At 73.8% G+C, this 18,692-nt stretch carries 19 protein-coding genes; 11 read left to right on the top strand and 8 right to left on the bottom strand.

Features of this window, described 5'->3' with window-relative positions; translation table 11 throughout:
- Positions 1–13 precede the first annotated feature (13 nt).
- Both ACZ4WH_RS16470 and ACZ4WH_RS16475 read left to right on the top strand, forming a co-directional pair.
- Complete coding sequence (locus ACZ4WH_RS16470) at positions 14–868, top strand: carbohydrate ABC transporter permease (RefSeq protein ID WP_468180856.1); 855 nt, start codon at positions 14–16, stop codon at positions 866–868.
- On the top strand, positions 865–2,268 hold the full coding sequence (locus tag ACZ4WH_RS16475) for a glycoside hydrolase family 32 protein (protein WP_468180858.1): 1,404 nt from the start codon (positions 865–867) through the stop codon (positions 2,266–2,268). The genes ACZ4WH_RS16470 and ACZ4WH_RS16475 overlap by 4 nt, the downstream gene beginning before the upstream one ends.
- Here the strand turns inward: ACZ4WH_RS16475 and ACZ4WH_RS16480 are convergent.
- The gene (locus ACZ4WH_RS16480; protein WP_468180920.1) at positions 2,231–3,295 is read right to left on the bottom strand and encodes a LacI family DNA-binding transcriptional regulator; all 1,065 of its coding nucleotides are present in this window, start codon (positions 3,293–3,295) and stop codon (positions 2,231–2,233) included. The two genes, ACZ4WH_RS16475 and ACZ4WH_RS16480, sit on opposite strands and share 38 nt — an antisense overlap.
- Before the next feature lie 103 nt (positions 3,296–3,398).
- Between ACZ4WH_RS16480 and ACZ4WH_RS16485 the strand changes: the two genes are divergently transcribed.
- Complete coding sequence (locus ACZ4WH_RS16485; RefSeq protein WP_468180860.1) at positions 3,399–4,229, top strand: aldo/keto reductase; 831 nt, start codon at positions 3,399–3,401, stop codon at positions 4,227–4,229.
- 1 nt (position 4,230) lies between these two features.
- On the opposite strand, the gene ACZ4WH_RS16490 is transcribed toward ACZ4WH_RS16485, so the two are convergent.
- A complete protein-coding gene (locus tag ACZ4WH_RS16490; protein WP_468180861.1) occupies positions 4,231–5,109 on the bottom strand; it encodes a helix-turn-helix domain-containing protein in 879 nt (292 codons plus the stop codon).
- A gap of 155 nt (positions 5,110–5,264) precedes the next feature.
- Between ACZ4WH_RS16490 and ACZ4WH_RS16495 the strand changes: the two genes are divergently transcribed.
- The 3 genes from ACZ4WH_RS16495 to ACZ4WH_RS16505 all read left to right on the top strand — a co-directional run bounded on the left by ACZ4WH_RS16495 (position 5,265) and on the right by ACZ4WH_RS16505 (position 7,383).
- Positions 5,265–6,128, top strand: coding sequence for an oxidoreductase (locus ACZ4WH_RS16495; protein ID WP_468180863.1), 864 nt, complete (start codon positions 5,265–5,267; stop codon positions 6,126–6,128).
- Positions 6,129–6,195: 67 nt separating this feature from the next.
- Entirely contained in the window at positions 6,196–6,804 is a 609-nt protein-coding gene (locus ACZ4WH_RS16500; protein WP_468180865.1) for a DNA polymerase ligase N-terminal domain-containing protein, read from the top strand.
- Between the two features lie 144 nt (positions 6,805–6,948).
- Complete coding sequence (locus ACZ4WH_RS16505; protein WP_468180867.1) at positions 6,949–7,383, top strand: cupin domain-containing protein; 435 nt, start codon at positions 6,949–6,951, stop codon at positions 7,381–7,383.
- On the opposite strand, the gene ACZ4WH_RS16510 is transcribed toward ACZ4WH_RS16505, so the two are convergent.
- The 4 genes from ACZ4WH_RS16510 to ACZ4WH_RS16525 form a co-directional block, all read right to left on the bottom strand.
- Positions 7,384–9,714, bottom strand: coding sequence for a SpoIIE family protein phosphatase (locus tag ACZ4WH_RS16510; RefSeq protein ID WP_468180869.1), 2,331 nt, complete (start codon positions 9,712–9,714; stop codon positions 7,384–7,386).
- Positions 9,715–9,768: 54 nt separating this feature from the next.
- On the bottom strand, positions 9,769–10,236 hold the full coding sequence (locus ACZ4WH_RS16515; protein ID WP_468180871.1) for a peroxiredoxin: 468 nt from the start codon (positions 10,234–10,236) through the stop codon (positions 9,769–9,771).
- Positions 10,233–10,613, bottom strand: a complete 381-nt coding sequence (locus tag ACZ4WH_RS16520) for a DoxX family protein (RefSeq protein ID WP_468180873.1) — start codon at positions 10,611–10,613, stop codon at positions 10,233–10,235. Before ACZ4WH_RS16520 ends, ACZ4WH_RS16515 begins: the two co-directional genes overlap by 4 nt.
- A gap of 231 nt (positions 10,614–10,844) precedes the next feature.
- Entirely contained in the window at positions 10,845–11,702 is an 858-nt protein-coding gene (locus tag ACZ4WH_RS16525) for a LysR family transcriptional regulator (RefSeq protein WP_468180875.1), read from the bottom strand.
- A 147-nt stretch (positions 11,703–11,849) separates the two neighbouring features.
- Here ACZ4WH_RS16525 and ACZ4WH_RS16530 point away from each other — a divergent pair, with 147 nt between their 5' ends.
- From ACZ4WH_RS16530 to ACZ4WH_RS16540, 3 genes are all read left to right on the top strand, one after another.
- Positions 11,850–12,659: an EamA family transporter gene (locus tag ACZ4WH_RS16530; RefSeq protein ID WP_468180922.1), complete on the top strand. Its 810-nt coding sequence runs from the start codon at positions 11,850–11,852 to the stop codon at positions 12,657–12,659.
- Positions 12,660–12,833: 174 nt separating this feature from the next.
- Complete coding sequence (locus ACZ4WH_RS16535) at positions 12,834–13,592, top strand: IclR family transcriptional regulator (protein ID WP_468180877.1); 759 nt, start codon at positions 12,834–12,836, stop codon at positions 13,590–13,592.
- A gap of 98 nt (positions 13,593–13,690) precedes the next feature.
- Positions 13,691–14,938: a PP2C family protein-serine/threonine phosphatase gene (locus ACZ4WH_RS16540; protein ID WP_468180879.1), complete on the top strand. Its 1,248-nt coding sequence runs from the start codon at positions 13,691–13,693 to the stop codon at positions 14,936–14,938.
- Here ACZ4WH_RS16540 and ACZ4WH_RS16545 read toward each other — a convergent pair.
- Positions 14,869–15,306, bottom strand: a complete 438-nt coding sequence (locus tag ACZ4WH_RS16545; RefSeq protein ID WP_468180881.1) for an ATP-binding protein — start codon at positions 15,304–15,306, stop codon at positions 14,869–14,871. The genes ACZ4WH_RS16540 and ACZ4WH_RS16545 overlap by 70 nt on opposite strands.
- 185 nt (positions 15,307–15,491) lie before the next feature.
- Between ACZ4WH_RS16545 and ACZ4WH_RS16550 the strand changes: the two genes are divergently transcribed.
- Positions 15,492–16,259, top strand: a complete 768-nt coding sequence (locus tag ACZ4WH_RS16550; RefSeq protein ID WP_468180883.1) for an IclR family transcriptional regulator — start codon at positions 15,492–15,494, stop codon at positions 16,257–16,259.
- 44 nt (positions 16,260–16,303) lie between these two features.
- On the top strand, positions 16,304–17,818 hold the full coding sequence (glpK, locus tag ACZ4WH_RS16555; RefSeq protein WP_468180885.1) for a glycerol kinase GlpK: 1,515 nt from the start codon (positions 16,304–16,306) through the stop codon (positions 17,816–17,818).
- Between the two features lie 19 nt (positions 17,819–17,837).
- Here the strand turns inward: glpK and ACZ4WH_RS16560 are convergent, their stop codons facing one another.
- A complete protein-coding gene (locus tag ACZ4WH_RS16560) occupies positions 17,838–18,488 on the bottom strand; it encodes a TetR/AcrR family transcriptional regulator (RefSeq protein ID WP_468180888.1) in 651 nt (216 codons plus the stop codon).
- Positions 18,489–18,692 lie beyond the last annotated feature (204 nt).

The raw sequence follows: 18,692 nt of genomic DNA on the forward strand, positions 1-18,692 counted from the left end.
CCGGGTGAGTCCCATGAGCCAAGCAACCCTGACCCTCAGCCGTGCCCGGTACGCGCTCGGGCCGTGGACGCGGATCGCCGGGCTGACGGTGTGCGCGCTGCTGACCCTCGGACCGGTCGTGTGGACCCTGTCCACCTCGCTGCGCACTCCGGCGGAGTCGTTCGACCTGCCGCCGCAGATCGTTCCCAAGCATCCCAGTACCGCCGCCTATCACGGCGTGTTCGAGCAGATCGACGTGTGGCTGCTCGCGCTCAACTCGACCCTCGTGACCGCGTTGATCGCGGTCGGCCAGATGATCACCGCGGGGCTCGCCGGTTACGCGTTCGCCCGGCTCGACTTCCGTTTCAAGAAACCGCTGTTCGGTCTGGTCCTGGCGACCATGATGGTCCCCTTGCAGGTCACGATCGTCCCGGTGTTCCTGGTGCTCAAGTCGATGGGCCTGACCGACACCCTGCTCGGTCTGATCGTTCCGGCGTTTCCGACCGCGTTCGGCACCTTCCTGATGCGCCAGTACTTCCTCGGCATGCCGAAGGACCTGGGCGAGGCGGCGATGCTGGACGGAGCCGGGCCCTGGCGGATCTTCCGGTCCGTGTACGCCCCGCTGGCCCGGCCGGGCCTCGCCATCGTCGGGGTACTCGCCTTCAACTACCACTGGAACGAGTTCTTCCGCCCGCTGATCCTGGAGACCTCCGGCCAGAACTACACCCTTCCGCTGGGGCTGGTCTCCCTCCAGGGCAACCTCGGCACCGGCTCCATCTCGGTGGTCCTCGCGGGTGTCGTCCTCTCCATGATCCCCGCCGTCGCCGTGTTCGTCGTCGGCCAGCGCCCTCTCCGCGAGGGCATCACCTCCGCAGGAGTCAACCGTTGAGCCTCGCCGCTCCCGCCCCGGACCCGGCCGCCCCCCGCTTCCGGGTCCGGCCGCCCGCCCACTGGATCAACGACCCCAACGGCCCCTTCCGCTGGCGTGGCCGCCACCACCTCTTCTACCAGCACAACCCGGCCGCTCCGGTGCACGCCGACATTCACTGGGGCCATGTCTCCAGCCCCGACCTGGTCCACTGGGAGCACCACCCGATCGCCCTGGCCCCGACCCCCGGCGGTCCCGACGAGGCCGGCTGCTGGTCGGGCTGTGTGGTGGACGACGGCGGTGTGCCCACGGCGGTGTACACCGGCGTCGACCACGCCCACACCGGGCTCGGCACCATCTGCCTGGCCCGCGCGGCCGACCCGGCCGACGACCGGCTCCTGTCCTGGCGGGCCCTGCCCGCGCCGGTGGTACCGGGACCGCCCCCGGGACTCGACGTGGTGATGTTCCGCGACCCGTTCGTCTTCCGGCACGCCGGCCGCCGCTGGGCCCTGGTCGGAGCGGGTCACGCCGACGGCACCCCGTCGGTGCTGCTGTACGGGTGCGACGAGCTGACCGACTGGCGGTTCGCGGGTGTCCTGCTCGACGGCCACGACCCCGTCGCCACCGACGCGTTCGGCGACAAGGCGGTCGGCTGGGAGTGCCCGCAGCTGTTCGAGACGTCCGGTGGCGACCACGCCCTGGTGGTGTCCCTGTGGGACGGAAATCCCCGGGCCACCGGCTGTCTGACAGGCGGTCTGCGAGTCGGCGGGCAAGGCGGGTTGGTGTTCGTCCCCCGGGCCGGCGGCCGGCTCGACCACGGCCGGGACTTCTACGCTCCGGCCGTCCTCCAGGAACCGGGCCGGGCCCTGATGTGGGGCTGGTCGTGGGAGGCACGGGAGGAGGCGGCGGTGCTGGCGGCGGGCTGGGCGGGCACGCTCACCGCGCCCCGGGTCGTCGACGCCCGTCCCGACGGCACCCTGCGTGTCGTACCGGCCCCGGAGCTGGAACTCCTGCGCGCCGACGAGCGGTTCGCGACCGGGCCGGGCCGGGCGGTGCCGCTTCCACCGGCCTACGACCTGACGGTGACGGCGTACGGCGCCACCAGCGTCACGCTGCTGCGGGCGGCGGACCGGGCGCTGACGGTCCGGCTGGACCCGGAGGCGGGCACCGTCGTCCTGGACCGCTCCGGGTGGCCCCGCGAGGGCGTCGGGGGATCGGCTCCGGTCACGGTGGCCGTGCCGCCGGGACGTGACCTCTCCGTGCGCCTCCTGGCCGACGGCTCACTGCTCGAACTGTTCGTGGCGGACCGGGCGACGGTGACCGAGCGGGTCTATCGCCGGGCGGGCGATGTCGCCGAGCTGCTGGTCGAGGGCGACGCCGAGGTCAGCGCGTGGGAGCAGGTCCCACCGAGGCACGGCTGACGACGGGACAGGCCAGCCGCCGTACGGTGGCGGGCGGGGTGCGGCCGGTGTCGATGGCGTCGAGCAGCAGCCGGGCCGCGGCCTCGCCCATCGCCCGGTGCGGCAGCGCGACGGTGGTGAGGGCCGGGGTGAGGAAGGCGGCCATGTGCTCCTGGTCGTCGTAGCCGACCACCGACAGGTCGCCGGGTACGGCGATCCCGAGCCGGGTCGCGGCGTGCAGCACGCCCGCCGCGACCCGGTCGTTGTAGCAGAAGATCCCGGTGGGCCGGTGCTGCGGGGCGGTGCCGTCCAGCAGCCGGGTGGCTCCCTCGTAGCCGCCGGTGATCTCGCCGCCGGTGCGCACGACCCACTCCTTGGGCACGGTGATGCCCTCGGCGCGCAGCGCGTCCCGGAAGCCGCGCAGCCGCTCCACCGAGGCGATGTCGTCCTGCCCGCCGACCAGGGCCACCCTGCGGTGCCCGGCCTCCAGCAGGAGGCGTGCGGCGGTACGGCCGCCGGCCCGCTCGGCGGGGATGACGGCGGGCAGCGAGTCGTCCTCGGGCAGGCAGTTGGCGAGGACGGAGTGGGTGCGGTGCAGGCCCTCGGGGACCCGGACCCGGCGCAGGGACATCGCGGCGTAGATGATGCCGTCCACGCGCCGGTCGAGGAGTTCGGCGACGGCCGCGTCCTCCTTCGCGGGGTCACCGCCGGAGTCCACGGTGAGGACCAGGTGGTCGCTGTCCCACGCGGTCTCCATGGCCCCGCGCAGCAGCCGCCCGGCGAACGGGGACGTGGCGATCTCGTCGGTGACCAGGCCGATCACGGCCGTACGGCGGCGGCGCAGGCCCCGGGCGACCGGGTCGGGCCGGTAGCCGAGCCGGGCGGCGGCCTGCCGGATGCGTTCCTGGGTGGCCGGCGACAGGTTGCCCTCGGCGCGGCCGTTGAAGACGAAGGAGACGGCGGTGTGCGAGACGCCGGCGAGCCGGGCGACATCCCGTGAGGTGGGCCGCCCGCTCCCCACGCCGTTCCTGTCCGCGCCGCCGCCCATGCCGTCCGATGCCCTCTTCCCGCCCGCCCGGTTGATCACCGCTCACCCTATCCGTGAGGCTGGAGACAGACACACAGGGAGACGATCGAGGGAAGGTCTCATCGTGAACGCTGTTCCGCTGTACACGCTCAACGACGGTACGACGATCCCCGCCATCGGCCTCGGCACCTGGCCGCTGGACGACGCGCAGGCCGAGCGGGCCGTGCGCGCGGCGCTGGAGGCGGGCTACCGGCTGGTCGACACCGCGACGAACTACCGCAACGAGACCGGCGTCGGCCGGGGCGTGGCGGGCAGCGGGGTGCCGCGCGAGGAGGTGGTGGTGACGACCAAGCTGCCGGGCCGGCACCACGGGTACGAGGAGACCCTGGCGTCCTTCGAGGAGTCCCGGCGGCGGCTGGGCCTGGAGTACGTGGACCTGTACCTGATCCACTGGCCGAACCCCCGGGTGGACAAGTACGTCGACGCGTGGAAGGCGATGATCAGGCTGCGCGAGGACGGTCTGGTCCGCTCGATCGGCGTCTCCAACTTCACGCCGGAGCACATCACGCGGCTGGAGAAGGAGACCGGGGTGCTGCCGTCGGTGAACCAGATCGAGCTGCACCCGCTGTTCCCGCAGGAGGAGCTGCGCGCCTTCCACGCGGAGAAGGGGATCGTGACGGAGAGCTGGAGCCCGCTGGGCCGGGGCAGCGATCTGCTGGACGACCCGGCGGTCGCCGAGGTGGCGCGGGCACACGGGGTCACGCCCGGGCAGGTGCTGCTGCGCTGGCATGTGCAGCAGGGCGCGCTGCCGGTCCCGAAGTCGGCGGACCCCGGGCGGCAGCGCGCCAACCTGGACGTCTTCGGTTTCGAGCTGGACGAGGAGCAGATGGCGGCCGTCGCCCGGCGCTCCCCGCGCCGGCTCGGCGGTGATCCCGAGAGGCACGAGGAGTTCTGAGCTACGGCTCCTCGATCGGCTCTTCCTCCCGTTCCTCGCTGTGCGCGCTCCCCCGTCCGGAGGCGGTGAGGCTGCCGAGGATGTCCAGCAGCTCGGCGCTGCGGCTGCCGGGTTCGGCGTGGAAGACGACCAGGGTGAGTCCGTCGGTGCCGTCCACGGACAGCTTGTTCGAGTGCAGGTCGAGGTCGCCGACCTGGGGGTGGCTGAGGTGGCTCACCCGGCCGCGCCGGGGGCGGACCTCGTGGCGGGCCCACAGGCTGCGGAAGCGTTCGCTGCGCAGGGACAGCTCGCCGACCAGGTCGCGCAGCCGGGGGTCGTGCGGGTCGGTCCCGGCCTCGGACCGCAGGGCGGCCACGCCCTCCGCGGTGAGGTCCATCCAGTCCCGGCGCAGGGCGCGCTCGGCGGGGTCGAGGAGCACGGCCCGCAGCAGGTTGACGCCGGGCGCGTAGTTCGGGGTGAGCGCGGTGGCGAGGGCGTTGGCGGCCAGGCAGTCGGTGTAGCGGTTCTGGAGGTAGGCGGGGGTGCGCGGCCAGCCGTCGATGAGCTGGAGCAGGCTGGCCGGGACCTGCTGCGCCCGGCGCCCGGAGCGCGCGCCGGGCGTGGGCCGCTCCTGGGCGAGCCCGACGAGGTGGGCGGTGGCGTCCCCGTCCAGCCGCAGCACGCGGGCGATGGCCTCCAGCACCTGCACGGAGGGGTTGCGGTCACGGCCCTGCTCCAGCCGCAGGTAGTAGTCGGAGCTGATGCCGGCCAGCATCGCGACCTCCTCGCGGCGCAGCCCCGGCACCCGGCGCAGGCCGCCGCCGGGCAGCCCCACCTCCTCGGGCCGTACCAGCGCCCGGCGGGCGCGCAGAAACTCACCGAGCGCGTTCGATCCGTCCACGCCACCACCGTACGGCCGGCCGGGCGGCGGTGACTGTCCCTGTCGCTCCCAGGATCGCGGGGGCACTGCCGTGCCGGGCGGATCGGGCGGACGGTAGAGGGCAGAGCGAGGCCACCGGGAACGTCCGGTGGCCGGGACATCCTGAGAGGTACGACATGACTGCACAGCTCGGTGGCACCGTCACCCCGGCCGACGGCCTGACCCTGACCCGCGTCGGGTACGGCGCCATGCAGCTGGCCGGACCGCACGTCTTCGGCCCGCCGCGGGACCGGGAGCGGGCGGTCGCGGTGCTGCGCGCGGTGGTGGAGGCGGGCATCACGCACATCGACACGGCCGACTTCTACGGGCCCGTCGTCGTCAACCAGATCATCAAGGAGGCCCTGCACCCCTACCCGGACGAGCTGCGCATCGTCACCAAGGTCGGGGCCCGGCGCGGAGTCGACGGCAGCTGGGTCATGTCCCGGCACCCCGAGGACCTGAAGGCGCAGGTGTACGACAACCTGCGGAACCTCGGCGTGGACGCGCTGGACGTGGTCAATCTGCGGCTCGGCGACATGGACACCCCGAACCAGGACTCGATCGCCGACCAGTTCGGCGCCCTGGCCGAGCTGCGCGAGCGCGGACTGATCCGGCATCTGGGGCTGAGCACGGCGTCCGCGGCGCAGCTGGACGAGGCCCGGACTATCGCGCCCGTGGTGACCGTGCAGAACCTGTACAACCTGGCGAACCGGCAGGACGACGCGCTGCTGGAGCGCACGGCGGCGGAGAACATCGCCTTCGTGCCGTACTTCCCGCTCGGCGGGTTCACCCCGCTCCAGTCGGACACGCTGGCGAAGGTGGCCGCCCGGCTGGAGGCGTCGCCGCAGCAGGTGGCGCTGGCCTGGCTGCTGCGCCGCTCGCCGAACATCGCGCTCATCCCCGGCACCTCCTCCCCCGGGCATCTGCGGGAGAACATCGCCGCGGCGAGCCTGGTACTGCCGGACGACGCGATGGCCGAGCTGAACGGCATCGCGGGCTGACCGGCCGGGTGCGGGGTACCCGGGGGCGCGTGAGGCGGTCGTAGGCGTCGTAGGAAGGGAGTCGCGGGTGGCGGCGGAGGACCGGCTGCGGACGTACCGCGGCAAGCGCGACTTCGAGCGGACCCGCGAGCCGTCGGGGCGGGCGGCCCGGGCGCGGGGCGATGAGCCACGGTTCGTGGTGCAGATCCACGACGCGCGGCGGATGCACTTCGACTTCCGGCTCCAGGTCGACGACGTCCTGAAGTCCTGGTCCGTGCCCAAGGGCCCGTCCACCGACCCCGGGGACAAGCGGCTGGCGGTGCCGACCGAGGACCATCCGCTGGAGTACGAGGACTTCGAGGGGGTCATCCCGAAGGGCGAGTACGGCGGCGGCACGGTGATCGTGTGGGACCGCGGGACGTACGAGCCGCTCAGCCACGACCGCCGGGGGCGCCCGGTGGACTTCGCGGAGTCCCTGGAGCGCGGGCACGCCACCTTCCGGCTGTACGGCGCCAAGCTGCACGGTGAGTACGCCCTCACCCGCTTCCGCGGCGGCGCGGACGAGGAGAAGGCCTGGCTGCTGGTGCGCAAGGGGCCGGCACGGTCGGACGGGCACGGCACGCCCGATCCCCGGCGGGCCCGCTCGGTGCGCAGCGGGCGCACCCTGGCCCAGGTCGCCGCCGCTGGTCAGGAGTGACACCGGCGGAGAAGCCCGGGTCACGAGTGAGACCAGCGGAGAAGCGCGCGGGCGCAGGAATGCGGATCACCGGGTTCCGGCCCCAGCCCCCCTTCTCGGCCTCTATGTTCGGGCGGTGTCCGCCCGCGCCCCTGGAGGCCCCGCATGCGCACCGCACTCCGTACCGCCGTCATCGGCGTCGTGACCGCCGCCGCCCTCGTCACCTGCGGCCCCCCCGGGGCGACCCCGGCGGGGTCCGGTGTGACGGCCCGAGTCCTCGCGCAGACCACCGTCGACGGCACCGACTACACCCTGCGGGAGATCACGATCCCGCCCGGCCAGAGCACCGGCTGGCACTACCACGACGGTCCGCTGTACGGCGTGGTGAAGCAGGGCACCCTCAGCCACTTCGACGCCACGTGCGGCTCGGACGGCGTGTACCGCACGGGCGCGACGATCCAGGAGCCGTCCGGCAGCGACCACGTCCACATCGGCCGCAACCTGGGAGACACACCGCTCGTCCTCGATGTGCTGTACGTGCTGCCGCACGGCTCGCCGTTCTCGGAGGACGCGCCGAACCCGGGCTGTGCGTTCCAGTGATCAGGTGCCGGGCAGCGGCTGTTCGGCCCAGATGGTCTTGCCGGCGCCGGTCTGCCGGCTGCCCCAGCGCTGGGTGAGCTGGGCGACGAGCAGCAGTCCCCGGCCGCCCTCGTCGTAGGCGTGCGCGCGGCGCAGGTGCGGGGAGGTGGAACTGGCGTCGGAGACCTCGCAGATGAGGGCGCGGTCGCGGATCAGGCGGAGCTGGATGGGCGGTTCGCCGTAACGGATGGCGTTGGTGACGAGTTCGCTGACGACGAGTTCGGTGACGAAGGCGGTGTCCGCCAGCCCCCAGACGGTCAGTTGCTCGGTGGCCGCCTGCCGCAGGACGGCGACCTGGGCGGGGTCGGGCGGTACGTCCCAGGTGGCGACCCGGTCGGCGCCGAGGGCCCGGGTGCGCGCGAGGAGCAGGGCGACGTCGTCGCCGGGCTGGTCGGGCAGGACGGCCTTCAGGACGTCGTCGGCGAGGACTTCGAGGGAGGCGGCGGGTGTGCTGAGGGCGCGGCGCAGTTCCTCGGCGGCGCCGTCCAGGTCCCGCTCGCGGTCCTCGATCAGGCCGTCGGTGTAGAGGGCGACGACCGAGCCCTCGGGCAGTTCCCGTTCCGTCGCCTCGAACGGCAGTCCGCCGACGCCGAGCGGCGGCCCGGCCGCGACGGGGAGGAACTCCGCGGTGCCGCCGGGCAGGACGACGGCCGGGGCGGGGTGGCCGGCGGCGGCCAGGGCGAGCCGGCGGGAGACGGGGTCGTAGACGGCGTACAGGCAGGTCGCGCCGAGTTCGGCGACCTCTTCGCCGCTGCCGTCGGCGGCGAGGTGGGTGACCAGGTCGTCGAGATGGGTGAGGAGTTCGTCGGGCGGCAGGTCGACGTCGGCGAGGGTGCGGACGGCCGTGCGCAGCCGGCCCATGGTGGCGGAGGACTGGATGCCGTGGCCGACCACGTCGCCCACGACCAGGCCGACCCGGCCGCCGGAGAGCGGGATGACGTCGAACCAGTCACCACCGATGCCGGCCAGGGATCCGCTCGGCAGATAACGGTGGGCGACGTCGACGGCGGCCTGTCCGGGCAGGCCGCGCGGGAGCAGGCTGTGCTGGAGCGTGAGGGCGGTGGCGCGTTCGCGGGTGAAGCGGCGGGCGTTGTCGATGCAGACGGCGGCGCGGCTGGCGAGTTCCTCCGCGAAGACGGCGTCGTCGGGGCCGTAGTCTTCGGGGTGGCCCATGCGGACGCAGACCGCGACGCCCAGCGTGGTGCCGCGGGCCCGGAGCGGCACCGCGATCATGGAGTGGGCGCCCAGCCGGAAGAGGCGACCCCCGGGCGAGCGCGCGTTGCGTTCCGCCAGCCACTGGACGAACTCGGGCTCGCCGGCCTGGCTGAGCACGGCGCGGCTCTCGTGCAGCGCGCGGGCGGGCGGGGAGGTCGGCTGGTAGACGTCGGTCTCGCCGAGGTGCAGGGCCGCCGCCGGGTCGCCGGGACGGTTGGAGCCGTGGGCCACGCGGCGCAGGACGACTCCGCCGTCGGGGAGCGTCGGCGGCTCGTCTGCGCCGAGCACCCAGTCGAGCAGGTCGACGCTGGCGAAGTCCGCGTACTGCGGGACCAGCAGTTCGATCATCTCCTCGGCGGTGCCGACCACGTCCAGGGTGGTGCCGATGCGGGTGGCGGCCTCGTTCAGCAGGGCGAGGCGGCGCCGGGCCCAGTACTGCTCGCTGCTGTCGAACGCGGCGAGCGCGACCGCGGCCGGTTCGCCGGAGGCGTCGCGCAGCGGCCACATCTCGATGCTCCAGGCGTGTTCCTGGTCGAGGGCGGGGGCACCGGTGTAGCTCTCGTAGCGGACCGGCAGGCCGGTCTCGGCGACCTCACGCAGATGGGCCAGAAAGCCACGGTTGTGCTCGGCGTCCTCGACGGTGTCCGGAAAGTACCGGCCGAGCAGCGCCTCCTCGGGAACGCCCATCACCTGGCAGGCGGCGGCGTTGACGCGCAGGTAGCGCTGCCGGAGGTCGAAGACCGACATGGACATGGACGCCTGTTCGAAGGTCTGGGCTGCCAGGGCGGTGCCGCCGGGCAGGGCCGTGACGACATAGCCGGCGGGCTGTCCGGCGGCGCCGGCGAGCGGGGAGACGGTGAGGGGCAGCACGAGGCGGTGGCCGTCGCGGTGGCGCACGATGACCGGGCCGGTGCGGGCGGTGAGGATGCCGCCGGGGACGTCCTCGGCCAGCAGGTCCCTGGCCGGCCGGCCCACGACCTCGTCGGCCCGGTGACCGGTGAGCAGCCGCGCGCCCTCGCTCCACCCGGTCACCGTGCCGAGCGCGTCGATGACCGCCACGGCGGCGACATCTTTCATATGCCCCAGGATGATCCGATTGTCCCGGAGCATCAAGCGGCGGGGGTGTCCGCTTCAGCCCTGGCGGGCGCGGAGGGCGGCGAGGGCCCGGTCGGCGTGGGCGCTCATGCGCAGTTCACTGCGGACGACCTCCAGGACGGTACGGTCCTGGGCGATCACGAAGGTGACCCGCTTGGTCGGGGCCAGGGAGAAGCCGCGCTTGACGCCGAACCGCTCGCGGACGGTGCCGTCGGCGTCGGAGAGGAGCGGCATGCCGAGGCCGTGCCGGCCGGCGAACTCCTGCTGCTTGTCGACGGTGTCCCCGCTGATCCCGACGGGCCGGGCGCCGACGGCGGCGAACTCGGCGGCGAGGTCACGGAAGTGGCAGGCCTCGGCGGTGCAGCCGGGGGTGAGGGCGGCGGGGTAGAAGAAGAGGACGACCGGGCCGTCGGCCAGCAGCTCGGTGAGCCGGCGGATGGTGCCGGTCTCGTCGGGCAGGGCGAAGTCCTCGGCCTTGTCCCCGATCTCGACGCGCTCGGTCACGACCGCTCCTCCCCGCCCCGGGCGATTCCGCGTGCCCACAGCACCAGCGGCAGCTGGAGGGGCAGCCGGGTGAGGGCGGCCGCCCTGAGCGGCGCGGGCCGGTCGCACCAGTCCACGGCCATCTGGACGTTGGCCGGGAAGACGCCGACGAAGAAGGCGGCTGCCGCCTTCGCGGCGAGTGCGCGGGTGCGGGGCGCCGCGATCCCGGCCGCGAGGGCCAGCTCGACGGCCCCGCTGCCGTACGTCCAGGCCCTGGGCGAGCCCGGCAGCGCACGGGGGACGATCGCGTCGAACTGCCGCGGGGCGGCGAAGTGGGCCACTCCGGCCGCTGCCAGCAGACCGGCGAGCAGCAGGGGTGAGCGTGGGGACCGGGGCACGGTACCTCCTCTGGTGTCCTGCCGCCGGATATTACTGGACGGTAGGCGCGGGGGCGGCCGTTCCCGCCGGATACGCACGGGATAGGCACCTGGCCGACAGCGGGAGCGGGGTGGCCGTTCCTCACCGGACCCGCACCGGACCGCCGACGCGCGCACCCGGAGACGGGGCATACCCGCAAGATTGTCACCAATTTTCTTCGCAGTGATTGCGCCCGTGGCCGCGCCCCCGGATCACCCGGCGCGGTACAGCTCCGTGAGCAGTTCGAGCACCGCCTGGAGGGCCGGGTGCGGGTCGTCGCGCCACCAGGCCAGCCGTACGGCGACGGGCTCGGCGTCGCGCACCGGCCGGTAGACGATGCCGGGCCTCGGGTACTGGTTCGCGGTGGACTCGGCGGTCACCCCGATCCCGCGTCCGGCGGCGATCACGGTCAGCCAGTCGTCGACGTCATGCGTCTCCTCGGTGACCGGCCGGGCGTCCGGCGGCCACAGGTCGGGGGTGGACGTGCCGGTACGGCGGTCCACCAGCAGCACCCGGTCGGCGAGGTCGGCGAGCCGCACCGAACGGCGCCGGGCGAGCGGATCGTCGGCGGCGAGCGCGCACAGCCGCCGCTCCAGCCCGACGAGGGCGGTGTCGAAGCGCCGGTCGTCCAGCGGCCTGCGGACGACGGCGAGGTCGCAGGCGCCCTCGGCGAGCCCGGCGGAGGGCGAGTTGACGCGGACCAGGTGCAGGTCGGTGTCGTGGTGGGCCGCGCCCCAGCGCCGCTGGAAGGCGACCGTGTGGCGGCCCAGCGCCGACCAGGCGTAGCCGACGCGCAGCCGGGTGTGCCCCGAGGTGGCCTCCCGGACCAGGTCGGACACGTCGGCGAGGACGCGCCGGGCCTGGGCCACCACGCGCACGCCGGTGGCGGTGGGGGTCACCTCGCGGGAGGTGCGCCTCAGGAGCCGTACGCCCAGTGCGCGTTCGAGGGAGGCGAGGGTGCGGGAGACGGCGGCCTGGGAGACGCCCAGGGCGATCGCCGCGTCCGTGAACGTGCCTTCGTCGACGATGGCCACGAGACAGCGCAATTGGCGCAGATCGATGTCCTGCATACGTTGAGCGTATAGATCGACCCGAGGATGCATTTTGCGAAAGCGTGCCGCGGGCGCACGATCCCGGGCATGCGACCAGCGCTCGAAGACCCCACCGCCACCGGGCCTTTGTCCTCGGCCGCGCCCTCGCCCCGGCGGCTGGCCGGAGTGGCCGCCATGGCCGGCAGCGGGCTGTCCAACCAGACCGGCGCCGCCGTCGGCGCCCTCGCCTTCCCCGTCCTCGGCCCCCTCGGCGTGGTGGCGGTACGGCAGTACGTCGCCGCGCTCGTCCTGCTCGCCGTCGCCCGCCCCCGGCTGCGCGGATTCACCTGGCGGCAGTGGTGGCCGGTGCTGCTCCTCGGCGGGGTGTTCGGCACGATGAACCTCAGCCTGTACAGCGCCGTCGACCGGATCGGCCTGGGCCTCGCCGTCACCCTGGAGTTCCTGGGGCCGCTGACGATCGCGCTCGCCGCGTCCCGGCGCCGGCTGGACGCCGGGTGCGCGGTGCTGGCCGGGGCCGGGGTCGTGGTCCTGATGCGGCCGCGGCCCTCCGCCGACTACACCGGGATGGCGCTCGGCCTGGCCGCCGCGTGCTGCTGGGCCTCGTACATCCTGCTCAACCGGGTCGTCGGACGGCGCGTCCCCGGAGCGCAGGGCGCGGCGGCGGCCTCGGCCGTGTCCGCCCTGGCCTTCCTGCCCGTCGGCATCGCGGTCGCGCTCGGCCACCCGCCGACGGCCGGGGCCGTCCTGTGCGCCGTCGCCGCCGGGGTCCTCTCCTCCGCCGTGCCGTACCTCACCGACCTGCTGACACTGCGCCACGTACCGGCACAGACATTCGGCCTCTTCATGAGCGTCAACCCGGTCCTCGCGGCCCTGGTGGGCCGGCTGATCCTGGACCAGGGCCTCGGCACCGTGGAGTGGGCGGGCATGGGCGCGGTGGTGACGGCGAACGCCTTGAGCCTCGCCACGCGGCACTGACGGGGAAGGTCCTCGGCGCCGCACCACGGGCGGCAGTCCGGGGTCCCGCACGCGGGAGGCGCGGCCCGTGTACGCGTGTCACGCGGACGAGCAGCGCGTGTCATGCCGCCGAGCAGGACCCGCCCCTTGATCCCGGCCTTGCCCGGGCCAGGTCGGCGGGGCAGCCTGGTAGCTATGGGTGCTCAGGACGGTCCCACCCTGATCGGTTCCGTGCAGCGGGCCTTCCGGCTGCTGGAGGCGGTGAGTGCGCACGAGAACGGCGCGCCGGCGAAGCAGCTGGCGCGCGAGACGCAGCTGCCCCTGGCCACCGCGTACCACCTGCTGCGCACCCTGGTGCACGACGGATACGTGCGGAAACTGGACGACGGCGCCTTCGTCCTCGGCGACCGGCTGATCTCGTTGCACGCGGCCGGCCGCACCCAGACGCTGCTCAGCCGCGTGCGGCCGACGCTGGCCGCCCTGCGGGACGAGCTGTCCAGCGCCGCCTACCTCACGTTCTACGAGGACGGCGAGATCCGGGTGGCCGAGATCGTCGACGGGCCCCGTACGCCCCGGGTGGATCTGTGGGTGGGGTTCGAGGACGCCGGACACGCCACCGCGCTGGGCAAGTCCGTGCTGCGCGAGCTGGACCACGAGGACCGCCGGGACTACCTGTCCAGGCACCATCTCGCCGATCTCACGCCCCGCACGATCACCAGCCTCCCCGAGCTGCTCCGCAGGATCGAGTCGCCCCCGATGGCACCGGCCGTGACGGACCTGGAGGAGTACGCGCTCGGCACCGTGTGCGTCGCCGTACCCGTCTATCGCGGCACCACGCCCGGGTCGCTCGGCGTCTCCCTGCCGGTGGAGCGGCGGGACCGGCTCCAGGAGATCCGGGCCCGGCTGCTGCCGATCGCGAACCGGGTGACCCGGAGCCTCTCGCTCACTATCTGAAATTCCGCTCCTTGTGGCGGCCCAGCCCCGGCCCGTTTGCTGGACGAAACGGACGATACGGGTGTGCACCCCCTACAGGCGAGGACTGCGGACGAGACATGAGCCAGGCTCCACACCACGGCGGCGCCCCCAGAACGACCCGGCGGTTCGGCAACCGTGCGGCCGGCGCCTGGGGATCGGTGCACCGGCGCGCCGGCGGGCTGCCGGCCACGGTCGTGCACGGGCTGCCGCTGCTGGTCGTCGCCGTCGTCGTGCTCGTCGGCGTCACCGGCGGAAGGGGGACGACCTGGCTGCCGCTGCTGGCGGCCGGACCCGCCCTGGCGGCCACCACCAACGGCCCGCGCGGTGTGCTCTGCGCCGGTCTCCTCGCAGCGGCGACGGGCTCGGCGCTGGCCCTCGGGCACGGGGTTCCCGCACGCGAGCTGGCGGCCGTCCTGTGCGCCCTGCTGGCCGTCACCGCGGCGAGCGGCCTGGCCAGCGCGCTGCGCGGCCACCGGGAACGGGTCCTCGCGGCCGTCCGCTCGGTCGCCGAGGCCGCCCAGCAGGCCCTGCTCCAGCCCGTCCCCGAGACGGTGGGCCCCTTCCAGGTGGCCGTCCGCTACAGCGCCGCCGCGGCGGAGGCCCGGATCGGCGGGGACCTCTACGCCCTGGTGCCCACCCCGCACGGCGTCCGGCTGATCGTCGGCGATGTGCGGGGCAAGGGGCTGCCCGCCGTGGGGACCGCCGCACTCGTGCTCGGGGTGTTCCGCGAGGCCGCCCACGACGAGCCCGACCTGCTCGCCGTCGTGAGCCGGATCGAGCGGAGCCTGGCGCGCAACCTCGGACCGGACGACTTCGTCACCGCGGTCGTCGCCGGCTGCCCCCGGTCGGGGCACCTGGAGGTGGTGAACTGCGGACACGCGCCTCCGCTGCTGATATCGGCGTCCGGAGAGGTCGCGGCGGTGGAGCCCACCCATCCCGCGCCGCCCCTCGGGCTGCGTGCCCTCTCGGGCCAGGTGCCCCGCCTCCAGCGGCTGCCCTTCACGGTGGGCGACCAGCTGCTGCTCTACACCGACGGGGTCACCGAGGCCCGCGATCACGCGCGCGCGTTCTATCCGCTGGCCGAGCGCGTGGCCCGCCATGTGTGCGACGAGCCGGCCCGCACGCTCACCGCGCTCCACGACGAGCTGCTGGCGCACGTGGGCGGCCGGCTGCACGACGACGCCGCCCTGCTCCTGCTGCGCAGGCAGACCGCGCAGGAGCCGGTCTCCGTGCCGGCCGTACCGCAGGCGGCGCCTCAGACGCCTCGGACCGCGACGAGCTCCGCCCACCGGGTGACCTCGCCGCGATGGACGCGTATGCCGTGACGCGTCGCCAGGGCGTGCACGATCGCCTCGCCCCGGCCGTGCTCGTCCGGATCGATCCCGCCGAGCGGCTGCCCCGCCGGACGCGCGGGGCCCGCGTCGGTGACCTCTACGCACAGCGTGCCACCGCTGTCGCTCGCCTCCCAGGACAGCCGCAGCTCGGCCGGGGGCCGGGCGTGGATGATCGCGTTGGTGGCCAGCTCCGACACCACCAGCAGCGCGTCCTCGACAATCTCCGGAGACACGCTCCAGTCGGCGAGGGCCGTCGCCGCACGCCGGCGTACGGCCGAGACGGCGCCGGCGACAGGCGGGACCGGACACACGAGTTCGTATGCCGCCGCCCGTAGCAGCGTATTGAGCTGTGCCGCCATGTTCTCTCCCGATGGTGTGCTGCCGGTCGGACGCGCGGCTCGGCGCCTTTCCGGGCTTCAAAGCAAGTTATGGAGACAAATCGGGCTGGGTCAATGAACAGCGGTCGGCATTACCGAACGCGCGGGCCCGCGGCCCGGCTCCCGCCCGCGAAGCGAAGCGTCCGCAGCGGTAATAGGCTCGCTTCATGGCCGGCCCAGTCCAGTCGATCGAACGGGCGGCGGCGATCCTGCGCCTGCTCGCCGGTGGGCCCCGCCGACTCGGTCTCGGCGAGGTGGCGGCGTCACTCGGGCTGGCGAAGGGCACCGCCCACGGCATCCTGCGCACGCTCCAGCACGTGGACTTCGTGGAGCAGGACGCGACCACCGGGAAGTACCAGCTGGGCGCCGCCCTGCTGCACCTCGGCACCAGCTACCTGGACGTCAACGAACTGCGCTCGCGCTCTCTCAACTGGGCCGACGCCCTGGCCGCCCGCAGCGGGGAGGCGGTACGGCTGGGGACTCCTCTGGAGGGCAGCGTCCTCATCGTCCACCACGTGTTCCGGCCGGACGACACCTTCCAGACCCTGGACGTCGGCGCGCTGCTGCCCCTGCACGCGTCCTCGCTCGGCAAGGTCCTGCTGGCCTTCGGCACCGCGACCGTCGAGCCGGTCCGGGCGCCCGGGCTGGAGGCGTACACCCGGCACACGCTGGTCGATCCCGAGCGGCTCGCCCGGGCCCTCGCCGAGGTCAGGGAACTCGGCTGGGCCGCCGAGATCCAGGAGATGAGCATGGGCGAGGCCGGGCTCGCCGCGCCGATCCGGGGGCACGGGGGCCTCGTCGTCGGCGCCATCGGGCTGTCCGGGCCGGTCGAGCGGCTCTGCGACAGCCAGAGCCGGCCCCGCCCGCATCTGGTCAGCCTGATCCGGGAAGCCGCGCGGGCGATCTCCAGGGACCTCGGAGCCGCCCGCTGGTAGGACAGGACAGCCGCCCCTCGATCCGTCGGAAGGCAGACCCGATCATGGTTGAACGGTACGTGATGTCCGTCGATCAGGGCACCAACTCGACCCGCTGCATCCTGTTCGACCACCGTGGGCGGCTGGTCTCGGTCGCGCAGAAGGAGCATCAGCAGCACTTCCCGAAGCCCGGTTGGGTCGAGCACGACGCCGTCGAGATCTGGCAGAACCTGCGGCGCGTGATGCCGGAGGCCCTGTCGGACGCCGGTGTGGACGAGGGGCAGATCGCGGCGATCGGCCTGGCCAACCAGCGGGAGACGACGGTGCTGTGGGACCGGCGGACCGGTGCACCGCTGGGCCGGGCGATCGTCTGGCAGGACACCCGCACGGGGCCGCTCGTCGACGACCTCGCGGATGACCCCGGGGAGGCGTTCTTCCTCGACCGGTGCGGCCTGCCGCCGTCGACCTACTTCTCGGCGCTGCGCATCCGGTGGCTGTTCGACCACGTCAAGGGGATCGAGCAGCGCGCCCGGGACGGCGAGGTGCTGTTCGGCACGATGGAGAGCTGGCTGATCTGGAACCTCACCGGCGGCGCCCACGGCGGTCTGCACATCACCGACGCCACCAACGCCAGCCGCACGATGCTGATGAACATCCGCAAGCTCGCCTGGGACGACGAGCTGCTGGACTTCTTCGGGGTGCCCCGTTCGATGCTGCCCGAGATCAGGCCGTCCGCCGAGCCGTACGGCGAGGCCCGCTCGCTGCTGCCGGGCGTCTCCATCACGGCCGCGCTCGGCGACCAGCAGGCCGCCCTGTTCGGCCAGACGTGCTTCTCCCCCGGCGACGCCAAGTGCACCTACGGGACCGGCAGCTTCCTGCTGCTCAACACCGGAACCGACCTGGTGCGGTCTCGGCACGGGCTCCTCACGACGGTCGCCTACAAGATCGGGGACCAGCAGCCGGCCTACGCCCTGGAAGGGTCGATCGCCGTCACCGGCGCGCTCGTCCAGTGGTTCCGCGACCGCCTGGGGCTGATCAGCAGCGCGCCGGAGATCGAGACCCTCGCGCGGACGGTCGAGGACAACGGCGGCTGCTACATCGTCCCCGCCTTCTCGGGCCTGTTCGCGCCGCGCTGGCGCAGCGACGCGCGCGGGGTCATCGTCGGGCTCACCTCGTACATCACCAAGGGACACCTGGCGCGGGCCGTGCTGGAGGCCACCGGATGGCAGACCCGGGAGGTCGTCGACGCCATGAACGCCGACTCCTCGGTCCCCCTCCAGCAGCTCAAGGTGGACGGGGGCATGACCGCGGACAACCTGCTCATGCAGTTCGTGGCCGACGTGCTCGACGTGCCCGTGGTACGGCCCATGGTCGCCGAGACGGTCTCCCTCGGCGCCGCCTACGCGGCCGGGCTCGCCGCCGGTTACTGGTCCGACCTGGAGGTGCTGCGCCGCAACTGGCACAAGGCCGGCCAGTGGCTGCCCGCCATGGACCCCGAGCTGCGGGCGGCGGAGTACGACAACTGGCAGCGGGCCGTCGAGCGCTCCCTGGGGTGGGTGGGACCGCCACGGTCCCACTGACGCGAGGCGGCCCGGAAAGTCACCGTCGCATGCCGACGGGGGCCAGCCACAGGCCTACGATCGCGTCCGCCAGGCCCGTCGCCACCTCGTCCCAGCTGGCGCGCGGGGTCGGCGTGCCCTCGGCCAGGGCCCGCTCCCGCTCGGCGCAGGTGTGCAGGATCAGCAGCCGGACCATCTGACCGCGTTCGGCGCGCACCTCGGGCGGCAGCTCCGGCAGGGTGCGGTTCAGGCCCTCGACCGCCTCGCGCAGCGCCGGTGAGGTCAGGGACTCCTCGACCATGATCTCGTGCAGGGCCGGGTCGGTCATGACCTGGGCGCAGAACCGGGCGTACCAGGTGGGGCTGCCGAGGCTCGCCAGGTGCTCGGTCACCGGCCGGACCAGGCAGTCGACCCAGTCGCGTACGTCCGTGGAGTCACCGGCCGCCGCGAGGGCCCGCTCGCGCAGTGTCTCGATGTGCTCGGCGTGCCGCCGGGCGACCGCGCGGACCAGGTCGGCCTTGGTGCCGAAGTGATAGCCGACCGCGGCGTTGTTGCCCTGCCCCGCGGCCTCGCTGACCTGGCGGTTGGAGACGGCGTACACGCCGTGCTCGGCGAACAGCCGCTCCGCCGCGGTCAGGATCGCCTCCCGGGTCGCGCTCACCTGCTCGGCCCGCGCCGTCCTGCGCGCCATGCTCACCACCGCTCCGGGACTGCGCACCGCCCTGGGCCGGCCCGTCCCGCGCTCCGTCCCAGGTCCTCGACCGGGGCGGCGAGGTCCAGCCAGGGCAGCCTACGGGCCCGCCCGCACCGGCGGGGACAGGCCCCCGCCCGCCGCCGCCCCGTACCGCTACAGTAAGTCAAGCAGTTGACTTAAAGAAGCCCGGTCGTCCTGTCC

The organism is Streptomyces sp. NPDC029138, from assembly GCF_055564375.1.